The following is a 25,116-nucleotide window of genomic DNA, read 5'->3' on the forward strand; positions in this document are numbered from 1 at the left end:
GAAAAATGAGTTGAAGCGCATTATCGAAATTATTTTATTCCCCAAGGTTAAAATCAACCAAGCTTTATTAGCTGATAAATTACACAAGAAAACTATTGTGATTACAGGAGGGAGCTTTGGAATTGGGGAGCAGCTCTGTCGTCAATTGTCAGAGATAGATTGTCACCTTATCATTGTGGCAAGGACGAAAGAAAAACTCCAACAAATTCAACAAGAGTTACAGAATAAACCAGCAGCAATTTATATATTTTCTGCTGATCTATCGGATGAAGTACAACTCGATCAATTTATAAAATATTTACAACAATATTCGGTTGATATCATGATTAATAATGCTGGAAAATCTATTTGTCGTCCTATTATGAAATCATTAGATCGTTTTCATGATTTTCAACGAACGATGCAATTAAACTATTTTGCGCCTGTGAAATTATGTTTAGCGCTTATCCCGCAATTACAAAAGAATAAAGGTCATATTATTAATATTTCGGCGGTTAATGTATTGTTGGCTCCAACAGCATATTGGGCGGCGTATCAGGCTTCAAAGACGGCTTTTGATCAATGGTTCCGGTGTGCAGAAGCAGAGTTATTGATTAAAGGCATCAAAGTCTCTACCGCTTATTTACCTTTGGTTAGAACACGGATGATAGAACCGACGGCAGCATATCAGCATGCGCCGACCATGTCTCGCCAACAAGCAGCGGATCATATTTGCCAGTTAATTATTGAGCAACGTGCCTATTATAAACCTTGGTGGACTTTATTAGGACAAGTATCCTCTGTGTTTTTTGCCAGAGCTTGGGCAGATTTGATGCAATTTTATTTAAAGAAAAAGAGATGTTAAAGGGCATTAAAGCACTGTATCAGATCAAATTACTGAGCTTTAAAGGGCTTTTGTATCTAACAAACGCTCTTCATGCTGTTGGCATGAATTTAATGGCGCTGTTGTACGTGGCACAAAAATTATATCCCAATAGAATAGCTTTTCAGGATGATACGGCTCAGGTTACATACCGTGATTTATATATACAATCTCACTATTTGGCAGATCAACTTTATCAACATTACGATATACAACCTCGTCAAAAAATAGCAGTCATTGCTTATAATCATTTATCATTTGTGCATAGTTTATTTGCGCTCTCTGTGTTAGGTGCAGATATTTATCTAATCAACGCAGAAATATCATCTACACAATTTCAGTGTTTAAACGAAAAACATCAATTTAACTGGATTATCCACGATCCAGAGATCCAATATGTGTCTTTAGGTCAAAGCATCTTTATGGATCATCACTTGTTGGTATCAATTAATTCTTTTCTTAAAGAAAAGAATTACCTGCTACATCAGAAAAGAAAAGTTAGGCATTTTTCTAAGATCATTGTGTTGACGAGCGGTTCAACTGGAAATTTTAAAAGTGCAGAACGCTCTTCTAAAGTTGGCAACTTCCTTATTCCATTTTATCAATTGCTAACTCAGCTAAATTTATATCGTTATCAATCAATTTATATAGCCACGCCGATTTATCATGGATTTGGTATGGCAACGTTATGTATGGCGGTCATGTTAGGGGCAACAAGTTATCTTAAAAAGAAATTTATCGCTCAAGATGCTTGTGATTTATTGGAAAAACACCAAATCGAAGTCGTTACTTTGGTTCCCTTAATGTTAAGCAGGATGTTGAGGTGCGACGAACGCAAGTTACGTTCTTTACAATGTATTATTACAGGCGGTGCAGCCATAGCAGAGCCTTTGGTTAATGAAACATTGTCCAGACTGGGAAATGTTCTATTTAATTTATATGGTACATCAGAGGCTGGGGTTTGCATGATTGCTACGCCGAATGATTTACAAAAATCTTCTAAAACAATAGGAAAACCAATCCCTGGATTACAAGCTAAAATTGTAGAAAATAGTCAAACAACGACCGATGGTGTGGGAAAATTATATATAAAATGCGCATGGTCTATCCAGAGTAAAACATGGATAGAAACAGGAGATTTAGCTTATAAAGATTTGAATGGATATTATTATTTGCAAGGACGAGCAGATGATATGATTGTCTCTGGTGGTGAAAATGTCTATCCTGACAGTTTGGAACAGACTTTGTTGAATCATCCTATGGTTGTAGAGGCTTTTGTTCTGGTCATTTCCGATAGTGAATTTGGTCAAAGATTAGTTGCTTTTATTGTCGTGGAAAAGAATCAAAGCATATCAGAAGAGGAATTGTATGCTTGGTTGAACACTAAAATTGCACGTTATCAAATGCCTAAAAGAATCCTATTGATTGAAGAAATTCCAATCAAGATCATCGGCAAGCCAGATAAGAAAAAATTATTACAATTATTGACTTAAATAAGTTCTTAAAACATCTGTATTGCTGATTATCATTCTTTGAGTTAAAACAGTTTTGACCAATTGCTTTCTATTTTGATGCGTTTTATGTCGCTATATATAAGTTATTTAAATGATAATAACGATATGAAAGATAACATCATGATTGAACAACGTTTATCAAATGAGCGTGGCTATGCGAACCACGGATGGCTCAGATCTTATCACACTTTTTCATTTGCTAATTATTGGGATCCAAAACAAATTGGTTTTTCTGATTTATTGGTCGTTAATGATGATCAAATTGCTCCAACCAAAGGGTTTGGTGCGCATCCTCATAAAAATATGGAAATCTTTAGCTATGTTTTATCAGGAGAGTTAGAACATAAAGATTCTATGGGGAATGGTTCTATTATTCGTCCAGGTGATATTCAGTTGATGAGTGCGGGATCTGGGGTAGTACATAGTGAATTTAATCCATCTACGTCCAATAAAACTGCTTTTTTACAAATATGGATTATGCCTAATGTAGAAAAGACAAAACCTGGATATCAACAGCATTATTTTCCAACTGAAGAAAAAAGAGGCAAATTAAAACTTGTTATTTCTGAAGATGGGCATGATAATTCTTTGAAAATTCATCAAGATATTCGGATATATGCGGGATTATTTGATAAAGACGAAGAAGCTGTTTTTGATATTTCTGATAATCGATGCGCTTATCTTCATGTAGCTAAAGGCAGCCTGGAGGTCAATGGTTTAGTTTTTAATGCAGGAGATGGAGCGCGTATTTGTCGTGAAAAACAATTAATAATTAGTCATGGTCATGGTGCAGAAATATTGTTGTTTGATATGCGTCTTGTATAGATGAATAATAAAGAGATACTATTAGGGGTTTAAGTTGAAATTATTATTAAAACTTAAACCCTTATACCAAAAATAAGCTGTCGTATCTTATTTTATTGTTCAATTTTCCAATGTTTTGTCCAAATACAGGCAATTGGGATAATTTTGCTTCTTTCTTCTACTTTGATATATCTAATTTCGAGATGATTATCCTCTTTATTCTCTTTTGGGGTAAATATTATTTTTTGCCCTTTATTTACTTTTAGTATCGTATTTCCTTCTACGGAAGAGTGTTGGGGGCTTTTTTTAATAAAAGTGTCTTCGGTAGCAGTAGCTGTAATTTTCTTTTTTTTACTCATTTTTTTCTCAATATTTTATGTTCTATAATAATTGGCCGGATTATTAACATTTAAACTTAACTATATACTATTTTTTTAGATTTAACAAATTTTAAGCGTTTAACAATTTGGCTGCTTCAAACGCAAAATACGTCATAATGGCATTGGCGCCAGCACGTTTAAAGCAAAGTAGTGTCTCCAAAATAGCACCTTCTTTTTGTAAAAAGCCGTTTTGGATTGCACCCATTAACATGGAATATTCACCAGAAACTTGATAACTGACGATTGGAATATCAAATTTATCGCGCACAGAGCGGATAATATCAAGATAAGGCATTCCTGGTTTAATGATAATAGAATCTGCACCTTCCTTGATGTCTAATTCGACTTCTGCCAATGCCTCACCACGATTGGCAGGATCCATTTGATAGGTCTTTTTATCGCCTTTTAATAATCCACCTGATTCCAACGCATCACGAAATGGTCCGTAATAGACACTGGCATATTTAGCAGCATAAGACATTAATTGAGTATCAATCAATCCCTCTTGATCCAAAGCTTGACGAATAGAGCCGATACGGCCATCCATCATATCAGACGGTGCAATAATATCGATACCAGCATGGGCTTGATTGATGGATTGTTTAATCAAAACTTCAACGGTTTGGTCATTTACGACATAGCCATTTTGCACGATACCATCATGACCGTGACTAGTATAAGGATCCAAAGCAACATCCCCAATTAATAACATTTCAGGAAATTGCTTTTTTAACTCTTTTGCTGCACGGCAAATTAGATTATCAGGATTATAAGATTCAGTGCCTGTTGGATCCCGTTTTTCTTTCGAGGTAACGGGAAATAACGCCAAAGCAGGAATGTCCAATTTAGCCCCAGGTTCAATATATGCGCCCAGACGATCGACAGAGACGCGTTTAGCCCCAGGCATAGAAGAAACTTCCGTTTCTATATTCTGTCCTTCTACGATAAAAATCGGCCAAATCAAATCATCAACGCTGAGTTTATTTTCGGCAACTAATCGTCGAGTTGTATGGTTAAGACGATTACGACGCATACGAGTCAGTGGAAAATTACCAATCATTTTATAACCTTTAGTTTAGTATTTTGATTTAATTTACTATGTGAATAGCCATAACCGAAATAAATGATTAAACCAAGAGCCATCCAACATAGCATTATAATCCATGTCAAATTATTCAAAGAATACATTAAAACAAGTGCGGTAGCAGATCCAATTATAGGAATAATCGGGCCACCTGGAATTTTAAACGTGCGAGGATAATCTGGATAGGTTTTGCGTAATATGACAACAGCCAAACAAACAAAAACAAATGCAAACAAAGCCCCAATAGCACACATATTTCCCAAAACCCCAATAGGGAAAAACGCTGATAATATACATACAAATACCATAAAGAACGTATGTGAATAATGAGGGGTTTTGAATTTGGGATGTGTTTTTGCAAAGAATTTTGGAATTAAACCATCCTTGGCAAGCGAGAAGAAAATACGAGTTTGCCCAATTAATAATAAGAATAAAATGGGAATATATCCAAATAGAATGCTAATTTTTACAATCGGTTGTAGCCATTTAAAAGGGGTGTGATCTATGGCTGTTGCAACAGGTGCTGCATCATTCAATAAATCAGTATAATAAACAAGACCAACAATAACAAAAGCGAAACAAAAATAAATGACTGCACAAGTAGAGATAATAATTAAAATTGCTTTTGGAATATTTTTGGAGGGATTTTTAACTTCTTGGGCTGTTGATGAAACACTGTCAAATCCGATATAAGCAAATATAATCATTCCTGCGGCTTGCATAATCCCTGAAAAGCCAAAGTGACCGAAAGTACCTGTTGTGTTTTCTGGGATAAAAGGAACGAAGTTAGCGGCTTTGATATAAGGTAAACCAAAAGCGATTAAGGTTAAAATAACACAAATCTTAATCACGACGACGATATTGTTTAAGGTTAATGATTCTTTTAACCCTTTGATTAACAATAACGATAATATCACTACAATGACAATAGAAGGAAGGTTGATAATTCCATCTACCTTTGAGCCGTCAAGTAAAGTCACCGTTTCAAAAGGGGATGCGATGTAACGCGGATCGATGTGAATATGAAACCCTTCTAAGAACGACATCATATATTTAGACCAACTGACTGCGACAGCCCCAGCACCAACAGCATATTCCAGAACAAGGTTCCAACCCACCATCCAAGCAATTATTTCGCCATACGCAATATACGTATAGCTGTAAGAACTGCCTGCAACTGTAATCATTCCAGCCAGCTCACTGTAACATAACCCGATAAATGCGCAGGCAATCGCACCAATGAAAAAGGAGATGATAACAGCAGGGCCAGCATGTTCAGATGCAGCAACACCCGTGATTGAAAATAAACCCGTTCCGACAATCCCACCGACACCAAAGAAAATAAGAGAAGGCATACCAATAACACGCGCCAAATCTTCTTTATCTGAGGGAGGGGTTTCTATATTTTTTTTTCTTAGTAAAGAAGAAAAGGTGATGTTTCCCATATGTGTATTTTCCTTTAATAAAAAGGCCATGCAAATTTATTGCTTAATTAGAATAAAATGAGTCACTATTAAAATAACTTTTTTACAAAATTAATGTTTAAAAAAACAAGAATATATTTTATTTATATAGATACAAGAAATTTAATTAAAACCCTCAATCTTTAATAGCAGGAATTTGTGAATGTCTGATAATAAAAATTATGATCAGTTTTTCAACTCTGATTTATCTAGTACGGACCCAGAAGTCAGTCAATATATTCATGGCGAACTGGTTCGCCAACAAGATGGCATTGAGCTTATTGCAAGTGAGAACCTTGTTTCTCAAGCTGTTTTAGAAGCACAAGGTAGTGTCTTGACGAATAAATATGCCGAAGGATATTCTGGGCGTCGTTATTATGGTGGCTGTGCCGAAGTTGATAAAGTTGAAACACTTGCTATTGAACGTCTTAAGAAAATTTTTGGTGCTGAATACGCCAACGTGCAGCCTCACTCTGGTGCGAATGCGAATTTGGCAGCTTATATGGCAACCGTGAAGCCTGGTGATAAAGTATTGGGGATGAATTTGGCTTCTGGTGGGCATTTAACTCATGGTGCTGCCCCTAATTTTTCTGGTAAATGGTTTCATGCATTACAATATGGTATTCGTCGTCAAGATGGATATTTAGATTATGATGAAATGGAATCTATTGCACGCGCTGAAAAACCAAAATTGATTATTGCAGGGGGATCAGCCTACCCACGTATCATTGATTTCGAACGTTTTCGTAAGATTGCTGATGAAGTTGGTGCCTATTTAATGGTGGATATGGCTCATTTTGCTGGATTAGTTGCAGCAGGTCTATTCCCTAATCCAGTTCCTTATGCTGACATTGTCACCAGCACAACGCACAAAACATTACGTGGACCACGTGGAGGTTTTCTTTTAACCAATAATCCTGATCTTGCTAAGAAGATTAATTCAGCTGTATTTCCTGGATTACAAGGCGGCCCATTAATGCACGTGATTGCGGCAAAAGCTGTTGCTTTTGGTGAGGCTCTACGCCCAGAGTTTAAAGAATATCAAAAATCTGTTGCCAAAAATGCCAAAGTTCTTGCTGAAACTTTAATTGAATGTGGTTTTGATATTGTTACTGAAGGGACAGACTGTCACTTACTATTAGTCGATTTGCGTCCAAAGAAAGTAACAGGAAAACAAGCAGAAGAAAGTTTGGAAAGAGCAGGGATCACGACGAACAAAAATGCTATTCCTTTTGATCCAGAGAAACCAGCAATTACATCTGGTATCCGTTTAGGTAGCCCCGCAGGAACATCTCGTGGATTTGGAGAAGTAGAATTCCGTGAAATTGGATTGTTAATTAATGAAGTTCTGACTGCTTTGGCTGATGCTCCTGATGGTGATAACAGCAAAGCAGAACAAGAAGTACATCAAAAGGTAGTTGCACTCTGCAAACGTTTTCCGATATATAAATAGTTTTTATAAACTGACGGAGTAAAATTGCTGATTAAACCGTTACATCGGTTATGGCGTTTGTTTCCCCCTTCAAGCCGACGGTATTTTTTGGCTCGATTGGGGGCTTATCTTGCTCCGTCAATAACAATTGATCCACCCACCAATTCAACGGTTATTATTGGGGGTGAAGTCTCACGCGCATCTGGACTTGGTGAAGGTGCCCGCGTAATGTATCAAGCATTGCAAAAAAACAATATTCCTGTTCAGCTGTTGGATATTGTACCTTATTCTTTTTCATGGGATAGATATAAAAAGGCCACCCATCTTTTATCTCAATATATTCATGCGCCTTTGATTCTGCATATAAATTCACCCCAGTTGCCCTTTGCACTTTTAGCTTTGCCAAGAAAACTTGTTAAAAATCGTAAAATTATTGGTTATTGGGCTTGGGAATTAGAAATTTTACCGAAAGACTGGATGGTTGGTTTTCAATTTGTTCATGAAATTTGGGTACCTTCGGAATTTGTTGCTAATGCTATAAAGAAATGGGCAAGACAACATAATAAAACTATAAGGGTTATACCTCATCCTATTGCTGATAGGGTCGCTTATCCTGTGCAACATATCAGCCGTAAATCTTTGGGATTACCTAAAGATAAAATAATTGTTCTTGTTTCATTTAGTTTATCTTCTAGTTTTGCAAGAAAAAACCCTCTGGGTGCAATTTTAGCATTTCTTAAAGCGAACAAGCATGATAGGGGTGTATGCTTGGTGCTAAAAATTTCTTATACGGAATATTATCGTGTCGATATGGATAAAATTATGAATATTATTCAAGGTCATGACGCGATTATTGTTATTAATAACATTTTATCGTCCGCAGAAAACCAAGCATTATTACATCATGCAGACATTATATTATCTTTGCATCGTAGTGAAGGGTTTGGATTGGTTCCAGCAGAGGCGATGTTATGTGGCAAACCCGTCATATCGACAAACTGGTCTGCTACTTCTGAATTTATTGACGAAACATGTGGAGTTCCTGTTTCCTATCAATTAATCCCTGTTAAGGATCCCCGGGCGGTTTATGAGTTTTCGAATACTTATTGGGCTGATCCAGATTGTGATATTGCTGCACAAGCGATTAATAAATTAGCTTCTGATCCAGATTATCGGTTTGCTTTGGGGAGTGCCGCATGTAAAAGAGCTTACAAACAATTTGGTTCACAATCTTTAATAAAGGGATTATCCGCGAACGGCGTGGTAACGGATATGGAATGAAAAAGCCTCTTAATATGTTGATATGGCAATGGGGACGTCGAGGAGCAGGACCTAAAACTGCTGTTGAATTCTCTAAAGCAGTTGTATCAATACCAAATGTTAAGGCGTTTTTATCTTTGTCTTGCCAAGCTGAGATTTTACAAAAAGACCATAATGTTTCTGCTGATTTTCAAATTCAAACTTATACCTCCGTTCTGGGATATTTGTATCGTGTTTTACAAGCACCATTGATGATTTATAAATTACATCAATTTATCAGACATAATAAGATTGATGTTGCTATTTGTACGATGCCCGGTCCGATGGACTTAGTCATGGCCGCAGCACTTAAATTGCATAAAATTCCGTACATTGTTGTTGTGCACGATGTGCATCCTCATCCAGGGGATGGTTATATTTTTCAGCATTTTTTACAAAAATTACTTATTAAGCGATCAAGATTAACAGTAACATTTTCAAAATATGTTTATAAACAATTGATTGCAGTTAATTATGTTCGAAGTTCTCAAATCATACAAGGGTGGCATCCTCCTTTTTCTTATTGGTCTAAGAACCAACAGCTACAATCTGTCAATCAAGAAATTCAGTTATTAAACTTCGGTCGGCTTTTGTTGTATAAAGGGTTTGATTTGCTAGAGGAAGCATTAGATCAAATATCCATACAACAGCCTTATAAATTGCGTATTGTGGGGCAGGGACCTAAGAGTGCAGTACTGGATCGTTTGAACAAAAGACAAAATGTTATCGTCGAAAATCGGTGGGTACCCGAGGAAGAAATTGGTGAATTAATGCAATGGGCCGATGTTGTTATTCTCCCTTATAGGGAAGCTAGTCAAAGTGGCATTGCAGCGACGGCTTTAGCTTTTGGAAAACCTATTTTAATCACAAACGTAGGGGGGTTATCAGAGCAATTTGGAGAAGACGATTTAGCATTTATTTGTGAACCCACTGTGGCAGATATTGCTAAAGGGTTGGATGAAATCTTACAATTAAACTTTCCCTTATCACATCGAAAGCATGACGCCGACAAAGAATGGCAAGATCTAGCTGAATACTTAATTAAAGAAATTACTAATAAGCTTCACCTATCGTAATGAGGTTTTCCTAACAATGGTCAAGGCAGTTATATTAACAGAAGATTTTGCTGGAATGAAATCGCAAGCTTTTGGTCTAGCAGAACGAGCAGGATATCAAAAAGAGCTTTGCAGCTTGCTTCCCAAAAAACCTTGGAGCTTTATTTCAGCCCCATATTGGCCTTTCCCATTGAAAGCTGTTGAGGCATTTAATATCAGTGAAAGTCCAATTGTAATTAGTGTTGGAAGTGTAGGTGGGGTGATCAACGCAGCCATTCGAAAATCGGGTCGGGCGGCTATTCATATTCAAAATCCTCGTATATCTCTTGATAAATTTGATTTGGTTATTGTTAATCCTCATGACCAGCTAGGGGGTAGAAACGTGATTGTTTCACGAACGGCCCTTCACCATATTTCCGCACAAATTTTATTAGAAAATCAAGAAAAATGGATATCTTTTTTACGACCCAATTCAAAACCATTGGTTGCAGTACTTATTGGGGGGAATAATGGTCGTTTTATATTGGGGAAAGTAGAAGCTGAGATCATCGCTTATCAATTAGCAAATTTAATGAAGACAGATAATGTCAGCATCGCACTTACGCCGTCACGTCGAACAGGAAAGGAAGCTATCGCTGTTTTCAAACAAATATTAATACCTTTAGGTGCCTATATCTGGGATGGAGAGGGAGAAAATCCTTATTTAGGATTGTTGGCATGTGCAGATTTTATTCTTGTTACAACCGATAGTGTTTCAATGATCTCAGAGGCGGTGGCAACTTCGGCACCAGTTATGATTTTATCTTTACCTGGAAAATCAAAGCGAATTTCATTTTTTATTCACTCAATGCAGCAAGAAAAACGAGTCAAATTATTTCGTGGTCGTTTAGAAAGCTGGAATGTCTGTCCCCTAGATGATACAGAAGATGTTGTTTTTAAAGTAAAAAATACTTTAGGAATATAAAGCATAAATTAAAGATGTACTGAATAGTTTACTTTTAAATAAAAAGATATATAATTAATATATCTTTAAGATTAAGAAATGCTTCGAAGCTTTCACATTCATAATGTTATCTAAATATATTGAAAAAATATATTGACTTTACAGTTTGTTGAAGGGCTATTTCAATGCTTACGGAAAATCAAAAATCTATAATAAAAGCTACTGTTCCAGTATTAAGTGAGCACGGTGTTGATCTTACGTCTCATTTTTATAAAAGAATGCTTTCGGAAAACCCAGAGTTAAAACAAGTATTTAATCGTGGGCATCAAGAGGCGGGTAAGCAACAACACGCATTGGCAGGTGCAGTCCTTGCGTATGCACAAAATATTGATGATCCAACTATTTTAAAAGATGCTTTAGTTCATATTGCACATAAACATGTCAGCCTTGGTATTCGTGCCGAACATTATCCCATTGTTGGTAAACACTTATTGGCGTCTATTAAAGAAGTTTTGGGAGAGGCTGCAACAGATCAGTTGATTGAGGCATGGGGATTGGCATACCAACAACTTGCTGATTTATTAATTGGTATGGAAACTAAATTATATGGAGATTTGGTAAAAGAGGGTGCTTGGACGGGTTGGAGAAGTTTCAAAATTGTTAAAAAAATTGCTGAAACGGATCAAATTACCTCTTTTTACTTCAAACCAATTGATAATGGTAAATTACCAGCTTTTCATCCTGGTCAATATATATCAGTCAGAGTTTACGTACCAGAATGGGATCTAATACAACCTCGACAATATACATTATCAGATGCTCCTGGCAAAGATACATACCGTATTTCTGTAAAACGTGAAGACGGAACTGCAAAAACACCCGCTGGACATGTTTCTAATGTATTGCATAAGAATTTTAACGTAGGGGATGTCATTGATATAGCACCACCAAGTGGAGAATTCTGTTTGAATGAACAAAGTGATAAGCCTGTATATTTAATCAGTGCTGGTGTTGGTATTACACCGATGATATCAATGTTGACTCATTTGGCTCAACAACAAACAAAAAGACCAGTTTCATTTATTCATGGTACGCGTAATATACAAACATATGCTATGCACAGCCAAGTTAATAATATCGTTGAAAAAAACAATAATTTTGAGAAAATTATATTTTATTCTAATCCAGAAGAACAAGATAACCAACTTGATTATCTTGGTAGAGTTAATCTCTTGGCACTTAAAGATAAAATTACGCCTAATGGTGAATATTATTTATGTGGTCCAGTAGATTTTATGCAAGAACGTATTAAAGATTTAAAGAATCTTGGTGTTCCAGCTGAAAATATTCATGCAGAAGCCTTTGATACAGGTAGTATTTAAGTAACCATATTCTAATAGCTTGATTATAAAGATGTGATATGATCATTAATGATCGAGTTATTAGAATAAAATAATTGTAAATCTATTTAATGCCATAATTGTCTATTATAGTCCCATTATTCGATTAATAACAAAAGATAGTTATGATGAAAAAAAATTTCTTTAGATTAATGGGTATAGCCTGTGGATTGAGTTTCGGGTTTTTAGATATTGTGCATGCACAATCAACTGGTGGTATGCAAACCCAGGAAAATCAATCTATTAAATTGGTTTATGATATTTATAATAAAGGAATGCATGTTATCACAGTCAATGCGAACTACTCGTTGACGCCAACAACTTATAAAGTAAAAGCGAATTTTGCTTCTGCGGGGATGGCAAGTCTTGTATTCAGTTTAAACACAAATGCCACTGTGGATGGTGTTTTTAAAAATGGACATGCTTTGCCAGGAACATATCAATCAATTGGTAAAGATAAAAATGGCAAATTTAAACTGGTTATGAATTCTAACTATGGATCAAAAACTGATATTACAACATTGGAACCAGCACCTGGAAATGATCGTGATGTCTTGACCCCAGACCAAAAAACAAACAGTCTAGATGTATTGAGCGCTATGGCTGATTTGATTTATAAAGTTCGTACAACAGGGAAATGCGATTCTCAGTTTAAATTATCAGACGGATTAAGATCTTTTTCTTTCCAAAGTGAAACCGCAGGGGAAAGTGAAATGCCGTCAACATGGACCAGCCCTTATAAAGGCAAAGCGATATTATGCAAAGCAGTCGCTCAGCAAATTGGTGGATTTAAAACACATTCTCATAATAGAGCTTTATTATCGCAACCACAACCTGGCTCGATATGGTTTAAAAATATCGACGGCATTGGATATCTACCTGCCAGATTTGATTTTAAAAATCCTAAAATGGGTGTCGTGACTGGTGTTTTGAGACAAATTCCCGTTGGTGAGTAATTATAGTGATGGCTTCATTATTTGATTTTGTACAATATAATAGGTGGGCATTGCTGTAGCAAAACATAGGCAGATTGGATAAAAATATGCGGGCGAATAACGAGAAAGTTCCAGCATAAAAATAGCAGACGTTAATGGCATTTTTTGTGCGATTCCTAAAAAAACAGCAGCAGCAATAATGGCTGCGCTGGATAAAGGAATTATTGGAAACATCATATTCCAAAAGCAAGCTGTTACAAATCCCAATGCGCCACCCAACATCATGCTTGGGGTGATTCGCCCGCCATAAGCTCCTGCAACCATGGCGAATAAAACAGCGCCCCATTTGCTGATGAATAATCCTATAGCATAATTTAAATTGATTTCTGAGGTAAAGGTGAGTTGATTGGCAGCTTTACCATTTCCTAAGATTTCTGGATATTTTATTGATAAAATACCAATGATTCCAAAAGCCAATGTTGAAATTAAAATCATTATTGGTTTGGATTTGGGTAATTTTGGTAAGCGTTGAACGCTTTTATCAAAAAGCCAGACTATAATTCCAATGATTGGTCCAGCGACCATCGCCCAAATAATCAAAACATTATTAAATTTCAAATGTTCTAATGGGTATTGAACCAGATCTCCTAATCCTAAACGCATAACAAATACGGCTGTACTGCAACAAATAAAGGCGGCAATTATGGAGGTTATACTCCAGCTGAGTAATAAGGTTTCCAAGATAAAGATCATTGCAGCCAATGGCACGTTATAAACAGCAGCTAAACCAGCACCAGAGGCGCAGGCTAAGAGTATTTTTCGTTCTTCCTCTGAAAAATGACAGAAATTGATCCATTTATTGGCAAAGGCTGCGGTCATTTCTCTGGGAGCGACCTCACGCCCAAGGGGGGAGCCCATCGCAACGGTGATGATTTGTAATAAAGAATGAAAAAAAGTGGTGAGGAAAGGGAGGTTCTTATCTTTGTTTTGAACGGCGGTTTTAATATCGACCAGTGGCTTGCCATAACGATGAATACAGAACCAGCCTACACCTCCAATTAAACCACAAATCAGCAATGCTAATACGCGTCTGAAAGGAGAAGCATCCTCGACTATGACTCGGAATGGCATGATTGTATCAAGTGGAGCATTAAAGGTGAGGTGCTGTAAGAAATGCATTAACAACGTTAATCCAACCCCAACACATCCCCCGATAATGCCAATCAGGAGTAAAGAAAAAAGCGTTTTAAGGTTTAAATTATATGCCATGTATATAGGATATGATGCAGAACACGTTTCGGATAAAGAGATTTATACAGAATTTGAAAGTTTATTATAAGGGGGTAGATGAATTAATAATGACTTGCTCAGCAACCAGTTTAATTAATGGAATTTCTTTGCTCAGCTCTTCACTGTCTTGATAGGGTTTATAACGTCCGACATTGCCTTCTTTACTATGCACTAAGGAATTGCGAGTTTGATAAATGCGTTGTGCTAGGTTATTATAGAAACCTTCCTTATCTTTAAAAGAAAATGTTGGGGCATGACTAAAGCTAACTTGATTTTTCTGGAAATATTCAATTTGTTTGGAATTTAATTTTTCTTGTAATTCATCTCTATCGATAAATTTCTTTAAAACTTGTTTTAAAGATTCTAATTCATTTCCTTGACCATTTTCTTTGCAATTCCTTGTTTCTTTTTTAACAAAGTTAATAATTTTATCTAATGCTTTATTATCTTTATAAGAAAAATTAGGATGAGTAATCTTATCTTGAAATTCTTTTCGTAGATTTTCATTAAATACCTCATCATAGAAGTATTCTAGTACATGATAATACGAAAGATATTGTGTAAATGGTTCACTTGAAGAAAGAGCAAGAGAGTAGTAGTCAATAATATGATCTCTATAAACACGGTGCGGAGCAGAGGAAGGTTTGTTTAAATCACTTCTTTCATTTTCTGTAAAAACGTTTTGCATAAGAACATCAAACATGTTTGTATAATATGCGCATGAAGTATTGTTAGTTATCATAACTTGAAAAGTAAAGATTTCCGTTAATTTTTGTAAATCTTTAAGGGATACAGCATCTATAGTTGTTATTTTTATAGTTAAAGTTTCAAAGAATTGCCTTAGCATATAAAAGTCTGATTCGAAAAAATCATCTCTTCTATATTCATCAAAGTATTCAGCTAACATATTATGAATACGTTGATCATTAAGTTCCATTTGCTTATTATCACATAATATTTTAAAATGATTGAGCATTAATAAACTATATTCTGTTGATTGAGCGCTTATTTCATATCGAATATTATTAGTTTTATCATTTATATGATAATTATTATCCAAAGAGAAAATCAATTTTTGGGGAAAGTAAACAGGTATTTCTATATGATGATCAGAAAATAAAATAATTTCTTTTGAAATAGATAAAACTTTTAACTTATTATAAACTGCAGATAGGTTATTAGATAAAATTTTGATTTTATCTTCATGTTGATTAAAAAACTCTTCTTTAAAGTCTATAATATTTTTGTCATCATTTTCATTAAATTTTTCTTCAAAATACTCTTCAAATTGTTCTTTGATAATTCCTTGTATTATAAAGTCTATTAACTCTTTACATGAATATAACCCCATGCTTCCCTCCCCGATCACCCTTAAAATCAAAAAGCTACTTAGTAATTATTTTTTCCGCTATATCAGGTAGCTCCAACGGTGTATTTGCAACAAGTGTTGCTTGTTTACCAACTTCAGGCTTACTATATCCCCATGCAGCGAAAATACTACCTGCAATATTAGCGTTTTGGGCAACGAGAATATCGTTGATATGATCCCCAACCATCACGGTTTTCGCTGGGTCAGCATTTAGCATTTTCATAATGCCTTCTAAATGGCACGCATGTGGTTTCTTATCTTCAAATAAATCGCCACCGCCAACAGCATCAAAAAAATGATCGATTTTAAGCTGTTCAAGGATCAGTTGTGCTGCACTGGTAATCTTGTTCGTGCAAAGCGCTATTTTCCAACCTCGTTTTTGGAATTCTTCCATTACTTGCACGGCACCGTCAAAAGGTTTGGAATAATCAGTGGAGTGCTCAACATAATAGGCAACGAACCGATCGGTAGCTTCTTGAACATTAATTTTATCACCAGCACTTCCTGCATGGGATAATAATCGTTCAACTAAAACTTTGATACCATCTCCAATCATTAGGCGGACATCTTGATCGGTGACGGTGGGCAGTTGATAAGTTTGCAGTAAGTAACGCGCACTATTCGACAGATCAGGTAAACTATCAATCAATGTTCCATCCATATCAAACACAATCACAGGATTGGCACTATAATTCATCGTTTTTCCCTTTCTAAAGTTACAAAATTGGTTATAAATGGAATAAGAATATTCCTAATTTATTATTATGGCGAGTTATGAGTAAATCCACAAACACTTTACCAGAATCTGTTGCAGTTATTTTAGCTGCAGGAATGGGAACCCGTATGAGATCAGCCAAACCAAAGGCAATGCATCCTTTGGCTGGAAAACCAATGTTACGTTATCTGTTGGATAATGTTGAAAAAGTCTTTGACAAAGTTGTGGTTGTAGTGGGACCGAATATGGATGAGGTCGCACAACTGGCAGCTCCTCATCAAGTTGTGGTGCAAGAACATCGCCTTGGGACTGCTCATGCAGCTATACAGGCAGAAGAGTATTTTGGAAACGGAACTGTTACCATTCTTTATGCTGATAATCCATTAGTAAGCAAAAAAACACTAAAAAAGATTCTTGAATGCCAGCAACAACGTGATGTTGATATGGTATTGATGGCAATGGAATGTGAGGATCCTAAGTCTTATGGTCGCATCATCGAGAAAAAAGGGTGGGTGCGTCGTATTGTTGAAACTGCGGATGCAACCGAAGAAGAAAAACAAATTCATCTTTGTAATGCAGGCGTAATTTGCGCCAAGGTCAGTTCGTTTAAATATTGGTTGCGTCAGATAGAAAATAAAAATAGTAAAAAAGAATATTATCTTGTTGATGCGGTTGCTATTGCAGTGAATGAAGGTAAACATATCAAAGCCCTTCGTGCATCAGAGGCTGAGTTAAGTGGGATTAATTCTAAATCAGAATTAGCCGTTGCCGAACAGATTGTTCAACAAAAACTACGTAAAAAAGCAATGGATAATGGGGTAACAATGCTTGCTCCTGAAACTGTTTTTTTATCTGCTGATACAATATTGGGCGAGGATGTTTTAATTTATCCTCATGTTGTTTTTGGTCCAAAGGTTCATGTTCATGCTGGTGCAGAAATCCGATCTTTCAGCCATCTAGAAGGCTGTGAGGTTAAAGAAGATGCCGTCATTGGTCCTTATGCACGCTTACGTCCCAATGCAGTTATTGGCAAAGATGCTCATGTTGGAAATTTTGTTGAATTAAAAGCAACGACATTGGGGGAAGGTGCCAAAGTTAATCATCTTACCTATTTAGGAGATGCCGTTGTTGGTCGAAAGACAAATGTGGGTGCGGGAACGATTACGTGCAATTATGATGGTGTCAATAAACATCAAACCATTATCGGAGAAGAAGCCTTTATTGGGTCAGATGCTATTTTAGTGGCTCCTGTAGAAATTGGTAATAAAAGTTTAATTGCAGCAGGCAGTGTTATCACTGAGAATGTGCCCGAGAATGCTTTGGCTTTTGGCAGAGCACGACAAGTAAACAAAAAGAAAACAACGAAATAGAGCGTCAAGAAAGTAGGAGATACAAATTTATGTGTGGAATTGTTGGGATTTTAGGAAATCAACCTGCTGTACCCATTATTATTGAAGCTCTGCGTCGTTTAGAATATCGTGGATATGATTCCGCAGGCGTGGCAACGATTAATAATCACCATATTGATAAAAGACGTGCTTCGGGCAAGTTGGATAACCTTGCCAAGGTGTTAGAGAATAATGCTTTATCAGGAAATACAGGGATTGGTCATACACGGTGGGCAACCCATGGTGCACCAACAGAACATAATGCGCATCCGCATGCAACTGATCGCGTCGCTGTGGTGCATAATGGCATTATTGAAAATCACGAAGAGTTAAAAAAAGAACTGATTGAGCTTGGTCAGGTTTTCAATAGTGAAACAGATAGTGAAACCATCGTTCAGCTTGTTGATTATCATTTACAACAAGGAAAAACACCCAAAGAAGCTGCACATGCCACTTTGAAAAGATTAGAGGGTGCTTATGCGATTGCTATAATTTTTGCATGTGATGAAAATATGATGATTGGTGCCAGACATGGCGCTCCTTTGGTTGTTGGGTTTGGTGAAGAGGAAATGTATCTGGGTTCAGATAGCCTGGCTGTTGCACCAATGACTCGTAAGATTGCTTACATGCCTGATGGGGTTTGGACTGTTCTATCCAGAAAAGGTGCAGAGTTTTTTGATATGGATGGTCAAACAGTTGAATGTCCTGTGCAAACAACTGCGTTAATGGCAGGTGCGATTGGCAAAGATGGATATCGCCATTATATGGAAAAAGAGCTTCATGAACATCCTGTCGTGATTGGGCAAACTTTGCGTCGTTTTGTTAATCCAGTGACGCATAAAATTGAATTGCCTGATATGCCGTTTGATATGAAATCATTAAAGCGCGGCATTATCACAGCTTGTGGCTCTGCATTCTATGCTGGGGTTATTGGGCGTTATTGGTTAGAGGAAATTGCTCGTCTACCAATTGATCTTGATGTAGCCAGTGAAATGCGTTATCGCAATCCTCCTTTTGATGAAGGTGGGATGGGATTGTTGGTTTCTCAATCAGGGGAAACAGCGGATACGCTTGCAGCATTACGTGCTTTGAAAAATGCAGGGCAAAATATTATTTCCGTATTAAACAATGAACATAGTTCTATGGCACGGGAAAGCGATGTCGTTCTTGGAATGGATGCTGGGGTTGAAATTGCGGTGGCATCGACGAAAGCATTTACGGCTCAGTTGACTGTATTGGCGTGTTTAACCTTGGTAATGGGACAGGAAAGAGGAACTATTACTTCTGAATATATCGATGAGTGTCTGACAGCGTTAATTGATTTGCCAAGCCGTGTTGCCGAGATTTTGCAAATGCAAGAGCAAATACAAAAAATGGCGCATATTATTTCTCAAGTTCAAAGTGTCATTTATCTAGGGCGCGGCATTATGTTCCCTGTGGCAATGGAAGGGGCTTTGAAACTCAAAGAAATTTCTTATATTCACGCCGATGCATATGCTGCTGGGGAAATGAAGCATGGTCCGATTGCCTTAATTGACAACACAGTGCCTGTGATTTCTTTGTTACCTTCTGGACCTTTATTTGAAAAAACATTGTCAAATTTGCAAGAGGCCAAAGCCAGAGGTGGTCGTATTTTGGTCTTTACAGATGCTAAGGGTGCAGAGCGCGTCAAGGGAATTGCTGAACAAATTGTTGTTCTTCCTACGGTGCATTCTTTTGTAACGCCACCGCTTTATACGGTTCCTGTACAAATGCTGGCTTATGAAGCTGCTTTACTTAAGGGAACAGATGTCGATCAACCCAGAAACTTAGCAAAATCTGTGACAGTTGAGTAATTTTTTAATCAAAGAAGACTTGTTATTTTTATTTAATATATGAATAACAAGTTTTTTTAGTAACGCTTCATAAATTAAATAGTATCTAAAGAATATCAATAGATTTTATTTAAATTTTGATTTTTTTTACATAATATCAGTGATAGTAAAGAAAACTCTTAATTTATTTTATCAATGAAGCGATTATAGCGATGGTGCAAAAAGAAATTTCCAATGATATGCCTCGATGGCGTTCTTCTGATACCGTTTGGATGCTCAGCCTTTATGGCACTGCAATTGGAGCAGGAGTATTATTCTTACCGATTAATGCTGCTGCGGGTGGATTAATCCCTTTACTTGTTTTGGCAATTCTTGCTTTTCCGATGACTTTTTTTGCACATCGAGCATTATGTCGATTTGTTCTTTCAGGCAATTCAGCCAACAATGATATTACCGAAGTTGTCGAAGAAAAATTCGGCAAGCAGATGGGATATTTAATTACGTTATTATATTTTTTTGCAATCTATCCAATTTTACTTGTTTATAGTGTCAGCATTACCAATACAGTCATTAGTTTTATTCAAAATCAACTACACATGACTCCACCGTCTAGGATTCTCGTTTCTTTTTTATTAATAAGTTTCTTGATTATAATTGTTCAATTTGGTGAGTATTTAATTGTCCGTGTGATGTCAACGTTGGTTTATCCCTTTGTTGCTGTATTGATGCTGATTGCTTTATATCTAATTCCGCAATGGACGGGTGATATATTTCAACATATTGACTTATCTGGCGCCACAAAAAGTGGAGGAAGTGGATTATTAGTAACGTTATGGTTGATTATTCCTGTAGCTGTTTTTTCGTTTAATCATTCTCCTATTATTTCCTCCTTGGCAGTTGCAAAACGCAAAGAATATGGAGAGTTTGCAGAGCAAAAATGCTCAAAAATCATTCAATATAGTAATATCATGATGGTTATTACTGTGTTATTCTTTGTGTTCAGCTGTGCATTATGTTTAAGCCCTACTAATTTACAAGAAGCAAAAGCAGAGAATATTTCTATTCTTTCCTATTTGGCTAATCATTTTAAAACACCATTTTTAGATTGGGTTGCGCCTATTGTTGCTTTTATCGCCATTTCAAAATCTTTCTTGGGGCATTACCTTGGGGCAAGAGAAGGATTCAATGGTGTCGTTTTGAAATCAATGCATTATTTTGGGAAGACTGCCGAAGAAAAAACACTGAATAAATGTGCTTTGCTTTTTATGTTTATTACAGCATGGATTGTTGCAGCGTTAAATCCAAGTGTTTTAGGAATGATTGAATCGATTGGCGGCCCGATATTAGCAATGATTTTATTTCTTATGCCGATGTATGCCATCCATACTGTTCCTGCTTTGGCTCGTTATCGAGGAAAAGTTAGTAATATGTTTATTGTTGTGATGGGATGTATTGCGATATCAGCAGCGGTTTATAAACTATTTATATAGAAATATTTCATGAAAAGAATGAAAGCCTTCATGATGTAATATACATGATCATTTCATCCTTTTTATGTATATATACCTGTTCTTTATACTTAATTGTAACATGGATTACTGTTTGATAAACTAGCCATATCAACGACCAAGAAATTATTCATTCTTTAAGACTAAGGAAATAACAATGAGCCGTTTAGAAGTAACTGAAAAAATTATTACTGCAAAGGTAACTCAAGGTCTAAAATGGGCAGATATTGCTAAAAAAGTTGGGCGCAGCAAAGAGTGGGTAACGGCAGCATGTTTAGGGCAAATGACTTGCAACGAAAAACAAGCTTCTGTAATTGCTGAGATTTTTAATTTAACAGAAAATGAAAAAAAATGGCTGATGGTAACGCCTTACAGAGGCAGCTTACCAACAGTTGTTCCCACAGATCCAACAATTTATCGCTTTTATGAATTGGTAAATGTTTATGGCACGACATTCAAAGAGCTTATTCACGAAGAGTTTGGTGATGGCATTATGAGTGCTATTGATTTTAAAATGGATTTAAAACGTGAAAATGATCCCAATGGAGATCGCGTTAATATTGTGATGAGTGGTAAATTTTTACCCTATAAAGAATACTAAATATTTTGCAATTTTTAACTATTTTACTAAAGTAAAGTTGGCAGTTTAAGCCAACTTTATTATGAGATATAAAATATATTTATTTGCCAACCAGTTTCATAAATGGTTCTGGGTATCTTTCCCCCTCAATAGCTATTTCTGTAAGAGCCTTTGCAATTAAGTCCAGATCTTGTTGATTAAGGTCAACTGCATCAGCCCCAATATTCTCTTCAAAACGATGTAGTTTGGTTGTTCCAGGAATTGGAACGATCCATGATTTTTGAGCTAAAATCCAAGCGAGCGCAAGCTGTGCAGGGGTAATATGTTTTTCTGAAGCTATTTTTTGCAATAATTGAACAAGCTCAAGATTTTTTTCAAACACATTTTCTTGGAAACGAGGCAATATGCTTCGAAAATCTTTTGCATCTAATTTTGTATCTTTCCCCATTGCTCCTGTCAAAAACCCTTTTCCCAAAGGACTGTAGGCAACAAATCCAATCCCAAGTTCTTCACAGGCTTCAAAAATCCCATTGGTTTCTGGGTCTCTGACCCACATTGAATATTCATTTTGTATAGCGGTCACAGGTTGAACGGCGTGGGCACGGCGAAGGATTTTTGCGCTGGGTTCAGAAAGACCGAAATATTTCACTTTCCCTTCTTGGATCAGGTCTTTGACGGCACCAGCAACATCCTCTATAGGAACGTCAGGATCAACACGATGTTGGTAAAATAAATCAATTACATCAATGCCTAGTCTTTTTAAAGACGCCTCCGCAACTTGTTTAATATGTTCTGGTCGGCTGTTAAGGCCTTGCATTTGTCCATTAACAATATTGAAACCAAATTTGGTGGCAATGACAACATTATCCCGAACAGGACGCAAAGCCTCACCGACAACTTCTTCGTTAATATAAGGGCCATATACCTCAGCCGTATCGAAAAAATTTTCTCCACGATCATAGACCTGACGAATTAAAGTAATGGCTTCTTGCTTTCCCATTGAGGTGCCATAACCAAAGTTGATACCCATACATCCAAAACCAATTCTTGAGACTTCTGGGCCATGTTGACCAAGACGAATTTTTTTCATTTCTAACTTCCTTTATGGTGAAATTGTTTTAGTATAGAAATACTTATAGCATGCGGTAGTGGGTAGGATTAGTCAGATTATTTTACATATTAAATTGAAATTTATTCATTAATAAAATTTTCAGTTGAGTGTATATTTATTTAATTTAGATATATAAATATCGTTAACGATTTAATATAATTACCTAATGAATTATAGGTAAAGGGTTTTATGTATGATTACTACTTCAAGTATAGTTGCTGGCTGGGCAGTGCAAGCTGGTATCAGAAAAGTTGTTGATACATCAATAGATAAAGCTATTAAAACAAAGTGGAAAAGTATTTTTTCCAAAGGGAAAACAATCGTAGAACAATTATCTCAACAAGAAACCTATGATATTTACTTAGAAAAACATCTTTATGCAACGATGAAGATGCGAACGATCCATAGTGCAGACAAAGATGTATTACTCAATCAAATTTATCATCCATTGACTATAACGGATCAAGAAAATACAAAAATTATTGAGGATGGGTTTGTATACGAAAATAATGAAATTACCAATATCATTGGATATGCAGGGCAGGGTAAAAGCACAATTTTAAGAAAGATCTTTTTAGAAGCATTAACTTACGGCAAGAAAATTCCATTTTTTATGGAGTTACGAAGGATTGAGAGCGATGGTGTTATTAAGAGTTTAAACTTGATTTTAGATCAATTTAGGATCAAAGCGTCACAAGAAGATATAGAGAATTTATTAGAAAGTGGTAACATATTATTGCTTCTTGATGGTTTTGACGAGGTTAAGACAGATTACAGAAATCAACTACTAAAAGAAATATTCTATCTGAATAAAAAATATAATACTCAAATTATTATAACCAGCCGACATGATACAGAAATATGTCGAGAGGCAGGAGTTCATAATTTTTATGTAGAACCTATCGGGCAAACAGATATTATCGCCATTATTGAAAAATTGGATCATCATCAAAATACAGATGTGAAAGATTATTTTAATATAAAAGAAATATTACAAAATAATCAAAGTTTAGTTGAAACAATTAATACACCGTTATTAGCAACATTATTTTATATTTGCTATCCTCATTTAGATAGTATCCCTGAAAATGCGATTGATTTTTATGATCGTTTGTTTGTTACTTTGTATTTACATCATGACAAATCAAAAAATTATACTAGAGAGAAAAAAGCGAATTTAGATAAACATCAAGCCTATCAATGTTTTTGTGCTTTATGTTTTTTATCCATTTATGAGAATCAATATGATTTCACGGAAACATCTATTCTTGAATATATAAAAAATGCAACCAAGATAGTTAACATAAATAATATTCTTGAAGAAAATATTTATGATGATTTTATCAATATAACTAGCCTCATTCAAAGAGATGGGTATGATCATATTGTTTTTGTGCACAAGTCTATTCAAGAATATCACGCGGCTCAATTTATACAAAATTCTCCTACTCAAAGTAAATTAATAATACTAAAAGAAATATATAAAGGCATTTATAATGGGGATATTTCTTTATTCCCAGTTATTAAGAATATGTATTATTGTTCGAGGCAAGACATTATAGAAATTATACTATTACCTTTATGTAATGATATAGGTTTTGTGGGGTATCAAGAAAATAAAGAAAATCTTATACAAGAATACTATAAACAGATTAATACTATAACAATTTATATTGAATATAAAAACTATAGTAATAAAAAAGATAATAAATTTGATATTCAAAAATTATCCTGGGAAAGTAATTATAATAAACAAATTTATTTATTGAATATTTTATTTATGCTTTTAGAGTATTTAATGCGTGAATATAAAGCAAGGTATTATGAGACTTTTGATTCTAAATTTATACATCAAATACATTATTTATTTCAAAAAGAATTAAATGATCACCGAAAATATTATCTAAACATTTTGACTAAATTAAAGAGTATTAATAATGGTAAAAGTATATTCCCTATAAAAATCGAAGAATTAGTGCCTTATTTAAAAAATAATCAAAAAGATGAGATATGGTATCAAATAGAAATACAAATCGATCAATTATTTAATAATACTTACGCTCAATACATAAAAGAAACACAAAAAGAGAAGGATAATCTCATGGAGTTATTACACTTATAATTATATCAAATTTTCATTCTTACAATGATGATACTAAGAATCAATTTC

At 35.5% G+C, this 25,116-nt stretch carries 21 protein-coding genes; 14 read left to right on the plus strand and 7 right to left on the minus strand.

What is annotated here, in order from left to right:
• The first annotated feature begins 10 nt into the window (after nucleotides 1-10).
• From PQG52_RS03525 to PQG52_RS03535, 3 genes are all read left to right on the plus strand, one after another.
• A complete protein-coding gene (locus PQG52_RS03525) occupies nucleotides 11-844 on the plus strand; it encodes an SDR family NAD(P)-dependent oxidoreductase (RefSeq protein ID WP_271827936.1) in 834 nt (277 codons plus the stop codon).
• A complete protein-coding gene (locus PQG52_RS03530) occupies nucleotides 838-2,355 on the plus strand; it encodes an AMP-binding protein (RefSeq protein ID WP_271827937.1) in 1,518 nt (505 codons plus the stop codon). Before PQG52_RS03525 ends, PQG52_RS03530 begins: the two co-directional genes overlap by 7 nt.
• 141 nt (nucleotides 2,356-2,496) lie before the next feature.
• A complete protein-coding gene (locus PQG52_RS03535) occupies nucleotides 2,497-3,201 on the plus strand; it encodes a pirin family protein (RefSeq protein WP_271827938.1) in 705 nt (234 codons plus the stop codon).
• Between the two features lie 92 nt (nucleotides 3,202-3,293).
• Here the strand turns inward: PQG52_RS03535 and PQG52_RS03540 are convergent, their stop codons facing one another.
• From PQG52_RS03540 to PQG52_RS03550, 3 genes are all read right to left on the minus strand, one after another.
• A complete protein-coding gene (locus PQG52_RS03540; protein ID WP_271827939.1) occupies nucleotides 3,294-3,539 on the minus strand; it encodes a hypothetical protein in 246 nt (81 codons plus the stop codon).
• Between the two features lie 91 nt (nucleotides 3,540-3,630).
• On the minus strand, nucleotides 3,631-4,620 hold the full coding sequence (gene hemB, locus PQG52_RS03545; protein ID WP_271827940.1) for a porphobilinogen synthase: 990 nt from the start codon (nucleotides 4,618-4,620) through the stop codon (nucleotides 3,631-3,633).
• A complete protein-coding gene (locus PQG52_RS03550) occupies nucleotides 4,617-6,089 on the minus strand; it encodes an amino acid permease (protein ID WP_271827941.1) in 1,473 nt (490 codons plus the stop codon). Before PQG52_RS03550 ends, hemB begins: the two co-directional genes overlap by 4 nt.
• A gap of 181 nt (nucleotides 6,090-6,270) precedes the next feature.
• On the opposite strand from PQG52_RS03550, the gene glyA reads away from it, so the two are divergent.
• The 6 genes from glyA (at nucleotide 6,271) to PQG52_RS03580 (ending at nucleotide 13,192) form a co-directional block, all read left to right on the plus strand.
• Nucleotides 6,271-7,560 carry a serine hydroxymethyltransferase gene (gene glyA / locus PQG52_RS03555; protein ID WP_271801403.1) on the plus strand — a complete coding sequence of 430 codons (1,290 nt, stop codon included), beginning with the start codon at nucleotides 6,271-6,273 and terminating at the stop codon, nucleotides 7,558-7,560.
• Between the two features lie 24 nt (nucleotides 7,561-7,584).
• Nucleotides 7,585-8,820: a glycosyltransferase family 4 protein gene (locus PQG52_RS03560; protein ID WP_271827942.1), complete on the plus strand. Its 1,236-nt coding sequence runs from the start codon at nucleotides 7,585-7,587 to the stop codon at nucleotides 8,818-8,820.
• On the plus strand, nucleotides 8,817-9,914 hold the full coding sequence (locus PQG52_RS03565) for a glycosyltransferase family 4 protein (protein WP_271827943.1): 1,098 nt from the start codon (nucleotides 8,817-8,819) through the stop codon (nucleotides 9,912-9,914). The genes PQG52_RS03560 and PQG52_RS03565 overlap by 4 nt, the downstream gene beginning before the upstream one ends.
• A gap of 16 nt (nucleotides 9,915-9,930) precedes the next feature.
• On the plus strand, nucleotides 9,931-10,857 hold the full coding sequence (locus tag PQG52_RS03570) for a mitochondrial fission ELM1 family protein (protein ID WP_271827944.1): 927 nt from the start codon (nucleotides 9,931-9,933) through the stop codon (nucleotides 10,855-10,857).
• A gap of 164 nt (nucleotides 10,858-11,021) precedes the next feature.
• Nucleotides 11,022-12,218, plus strand: a complete 1,197-nt coding sequence (gene hmpA, locus PQG52_RS03575; protein ID WP_271827946.1) for an NO-inducible flavohemoprotein — start codon at nucleotides 11,022-11,024, stop codon at nucleotides 12,216-12,218.
• A 143-nt stretch (nucleotides 12,219-12,361) separates the two neighbouring features.
• Entirely contained in the window at nucleotides 12,362-13,192 is an 831-nt protein-coding gene (locus PQG52_RS03580) for a DUF3108 domain-containing protein (RefSeq protein ID WP_271788826.1), read from the plus strand.
• Here PQG52_RS03580 and PQG52_RS03585 read toward each other — a convergent pair whose 3' ends face one another.
• From PQG52_RS03585 to PQG52_RS03595, 3 genes are all read right to left on the minus strand, one after another.
• Complete coding sequence (locus tag PQG52_RS03585) at nucleotides 13,193-14,440, minus strand: chloride channel protein (RefSeq protein WP_271827948.1); 1,248 nt, start codon at nucleotides 14,438-14,440, stop codon at nucleotides 13,193-13,195. It lies immediately after the preceding gene.
• A gap of 64 nt (nucleotides 14,441-14,504) precedes the next feature.
• The gene (locus PQG52_RS03590) at nucleotides 14,505-15,812 is read right to left on the minus strand and encodes a methylamine utilization protein MauJ (RefSeq protein ID WP_271827949.1); all 1,308 of its coding nucleotides are present in this window, start codon (nucleotides 15,810-15,812) and stop codon (nucleotides 14,505-14,507) included.
• Nucleotides 15,813-15,846: 34 nt separating this feature from the next.
• Entirely contained in the window at nucleotides 15,847-16,527 is a 681-nt protein-coding gene (locus PQG52_RS03595) for an HAD family hydrolase (protein WP_271827951.1), read from the minus strand.
• A gap of 77 nt (nucleotides 16,528-16,604) precedes the next feature.
• Here PQG52_RS03595 and glmU point away from each other — a divergent pair, with 77 nt between their 5' ends.
• The 4 genes from glmU (at nucleotide 16,605) to cynS (ending at nucleotide 21,856) form a co-directional block, all read left to right on the plus strand.
• Nucleotides 16,605-17,915: a bifunctional UDP-N-acetylglucosamine diphosphorylase/glucosamine-1-phosphate N-acetyltransferase GlmU gene (gene glmU / locus PQG52_RS03600; protein WP_271827953.1), complete on the plus strand. Its 1,311-nt coding sequence runs from the start codon at nucleotides 16,605-16,607 to the stop codon at nucleotides 17,913-17,915.
• A gap of 29 nt (nucleotides 17,916-17,944) precedes the next feature.
• Nucleotides 17,945-19,768 carry a glutamine--fructose-6-phosphate transaminase (isomerizing) gene (gene glmS, locus PQG52_RS03605; RefSeq protein WP_271827955.1) on the plus strand — a complete coding sequence of 608 codons (1,824 nt, stop codon included), beginning with the start codon at nucleotides 17,945-17,947 and terminating at the stop codon, nucleotides 19,766-19,768.
• A gap of 191 nt (nucleotides 19,769-19,959) precedes the next feature.
• Nucleotides 19,960-21,237 carry a serine/threonine transporter gene (locus PQG52_RS03610; protein WP_271827957.1) on the plus strand — a complete coding sequence of 426 codons (1,278 nt, stop codon included), beginning with the start codon at nucleotides 19,960-19,962 and terminating at the stop codon, nucleotides 21,235-21,237.
• Nucleotides 21,238-21,412: 175 nt separating this feature from the next.
• Nucleotides 21,413-21,856, plus strand: coding sequence for a cyanase (cynS, locus tag PQG52_RS03615; protein WP_271827959.1), 444 nt, complete (start codon nucleotides 21,413-21,415; stop codon nucleotides 21,854-21,856).
• A gap of 79 nt (nucleotides 21,857-21,935) precedes the next feature.
• Here cynS and PQG52_RS03620 read toward each other — a convergent pair whose 3' ends face one another.
• Complete coding sequence (locus tag PQG52_RS03620; RefSeq protein WP_271827960.1) at nucleotides 21,936-22,925, minus strand: aldo/keto reductase; 990 nt, start codon at nucleotides 22,923-22,925, stop codon at nucleotides 21,936-21,938.
• A gap of 214 nt (nucleotides 22,926-23,139) precedes the next feature.
• Between PQG52_RS03620 and PQG52_RS03625 the strand changes: the two genes are divergently transcribed.
• Entirely contained in the window at nucleotides 23,140-25,068 is a 1,929-nt protein-coding gene (locus tag PQG52_RS03625; RefSeq protein WP_271827961.1) for an NACHT domain-containing protein, read from the plus strand.
• The last annotated feature ends 48 nt before the right edge of the window (nucleotides 25,069-25,116 follow it).

Source organism: Commensalibacter communis (assembly GCF_947179105.1).
GTDB lineage: Bacteria > Pseudomonadota > Alphaproteobacteria > Acetobacterales > Acetobacteraceae > Commensalibacter > Commensalibacter communis.

What these genes read in the sequence shown, in the direction of transcription:
- hmpA (WP_271827946.1), top strand. Translation starts at nt 11,022, where the DNA reads ATGCTTACGGAAAATCAAAAATCTATAATAAAAGCTACTGTTCCAGTA.
- PQG52_RS03540 (WP_271827939.1), bottom strand. Translation starts at nt 3,539, where the DNA reads ATGAGTAAAAAAAAGAAAATTACAGCTACTGCTACCGAAGACACTTTT.
- glmU (WP_271827953.1), top strand. Translation starts at nt 16,605, where the DNA reads ATGAGTAAATCCACAAACACTTTACCAGAATCTGTTGCAGTTATTTTA.
- PQG52_RS03610 (WP_271827957.1), top strand. Translation starts at nt 19,960, where the DNA reads ATGGTGCAAAAAGAAATTTCCAATGATATGCCTCGATGGCGTTCTTCT.
- PQG52_RS03530 (WP_271827937.1), top strand. Translation starts at nt 838, where the DNA reads ATGTTAAAGGGCATTAAAGCACTGTATCAGATCAAATTACTGAGCTTT.
- glyA (WP_271801403.1), top strand. Translation starts at nt 6,271, where the DNA reads ATGTCTGATAATAAAAATTATGATCAGTTTTTCAACTCTGATTTATCT.
- cynS (WP_271827959.1), top strand. Translation starts at nt 21,413, where the DNA reads ATGAGCCGTTTAGAAGTAACTGAAAAAATTATTACTGCAAAGGTAACT.
- PQG52_RS03550 (WP_271827941.1), bottom strand. Translation starts at nt 6,089, where the DNA reads ATGGGAAACATCACCTTTTCTTCTTTACTAAGAAAAAAAAATATAGAA.
- PQG52_RS03625 (WP_271827961.1), top strand. Translation starts at nt 23,140, where the DNA reads ATGATTACTACTTCAAGTATAGTTGCTGGCTGGGCAGTGCAAGCTGGT.
- PQG52_RS03595 (WP_271827951.1), bottom strand. Translation starts at nt 16,527, where the DNA reads ATGAATTATAGTGCCAATCCTGTGATTGTGTTTGATATGGATGGAACA.
- glmS (WP_271827955.1), top strand. Translation starts at nt 17,945, where the DNA reads ATGTGTGGAATTGTTGGGATTTTAGGAAATCAACCTGCTGTACCCATT.
- PQG52_RS03535 (WP_271827938.1), top strand. Translation starts at nt 2,497, where the DNA reads ATGATTGAACAACGTTTATCAAATGAGCGTGGCTATGCGAACCACGGA.
- PQG52_RS03570 (WP_271827944.1), top strand. Translation starts at nt 9,931, where the DNA reads ATGGTCAAGGCAGTTATATTAACAGAAGATTTTGCTGGAATGAAATCG.
- PQG52_RS03620 (WP_271827960.1), bottom strand. Translation starts at nt 22,925, where the DNA reads ATGAAAAAAATTCGTCTTGGTCAACATGGCCCAGAAGTCTCAAGAATT.
- PQG52_RS03585 (WP_271827948.1), bottom strand. Translation starts at nt 14,440, where the DNA reads ATGGCATATAATTTAAACCTTAAAACGCTTTTTTCTTTACTCCTGATT.
- hemB (WP_271827940.1), bottom strand. Translation starts at nt 4,620, where the DNA reads ATGATTGGTAATTTTCCACTGACTCGTATGCGTCGTAATCGTCTTAAC.
- PQG52_RS03565 (WP_271827943.1), top strand. Translation starts at nt 8,817, where the DNA reads ATGAAAAAGCCTCTTAATATGTTGATATGGCAATGGGGACGTCGAGGA.
- PQG52_RS03590 (WP_271827949.1), bottom strand. Translation starts at nt 15,812, where the DNA reads ATGGGGTTATATTCATGTAAAGAGTTAATAGACTTTATAATACAAGGA.
- PQG52_RS03580 (WP_271788826.1), top strand. Translation starts at nt 12,362, where the DNA reads ATGATGAAAAAAAATTTCTTTAGATTAATGGGTATAGCCTGTGGATTG.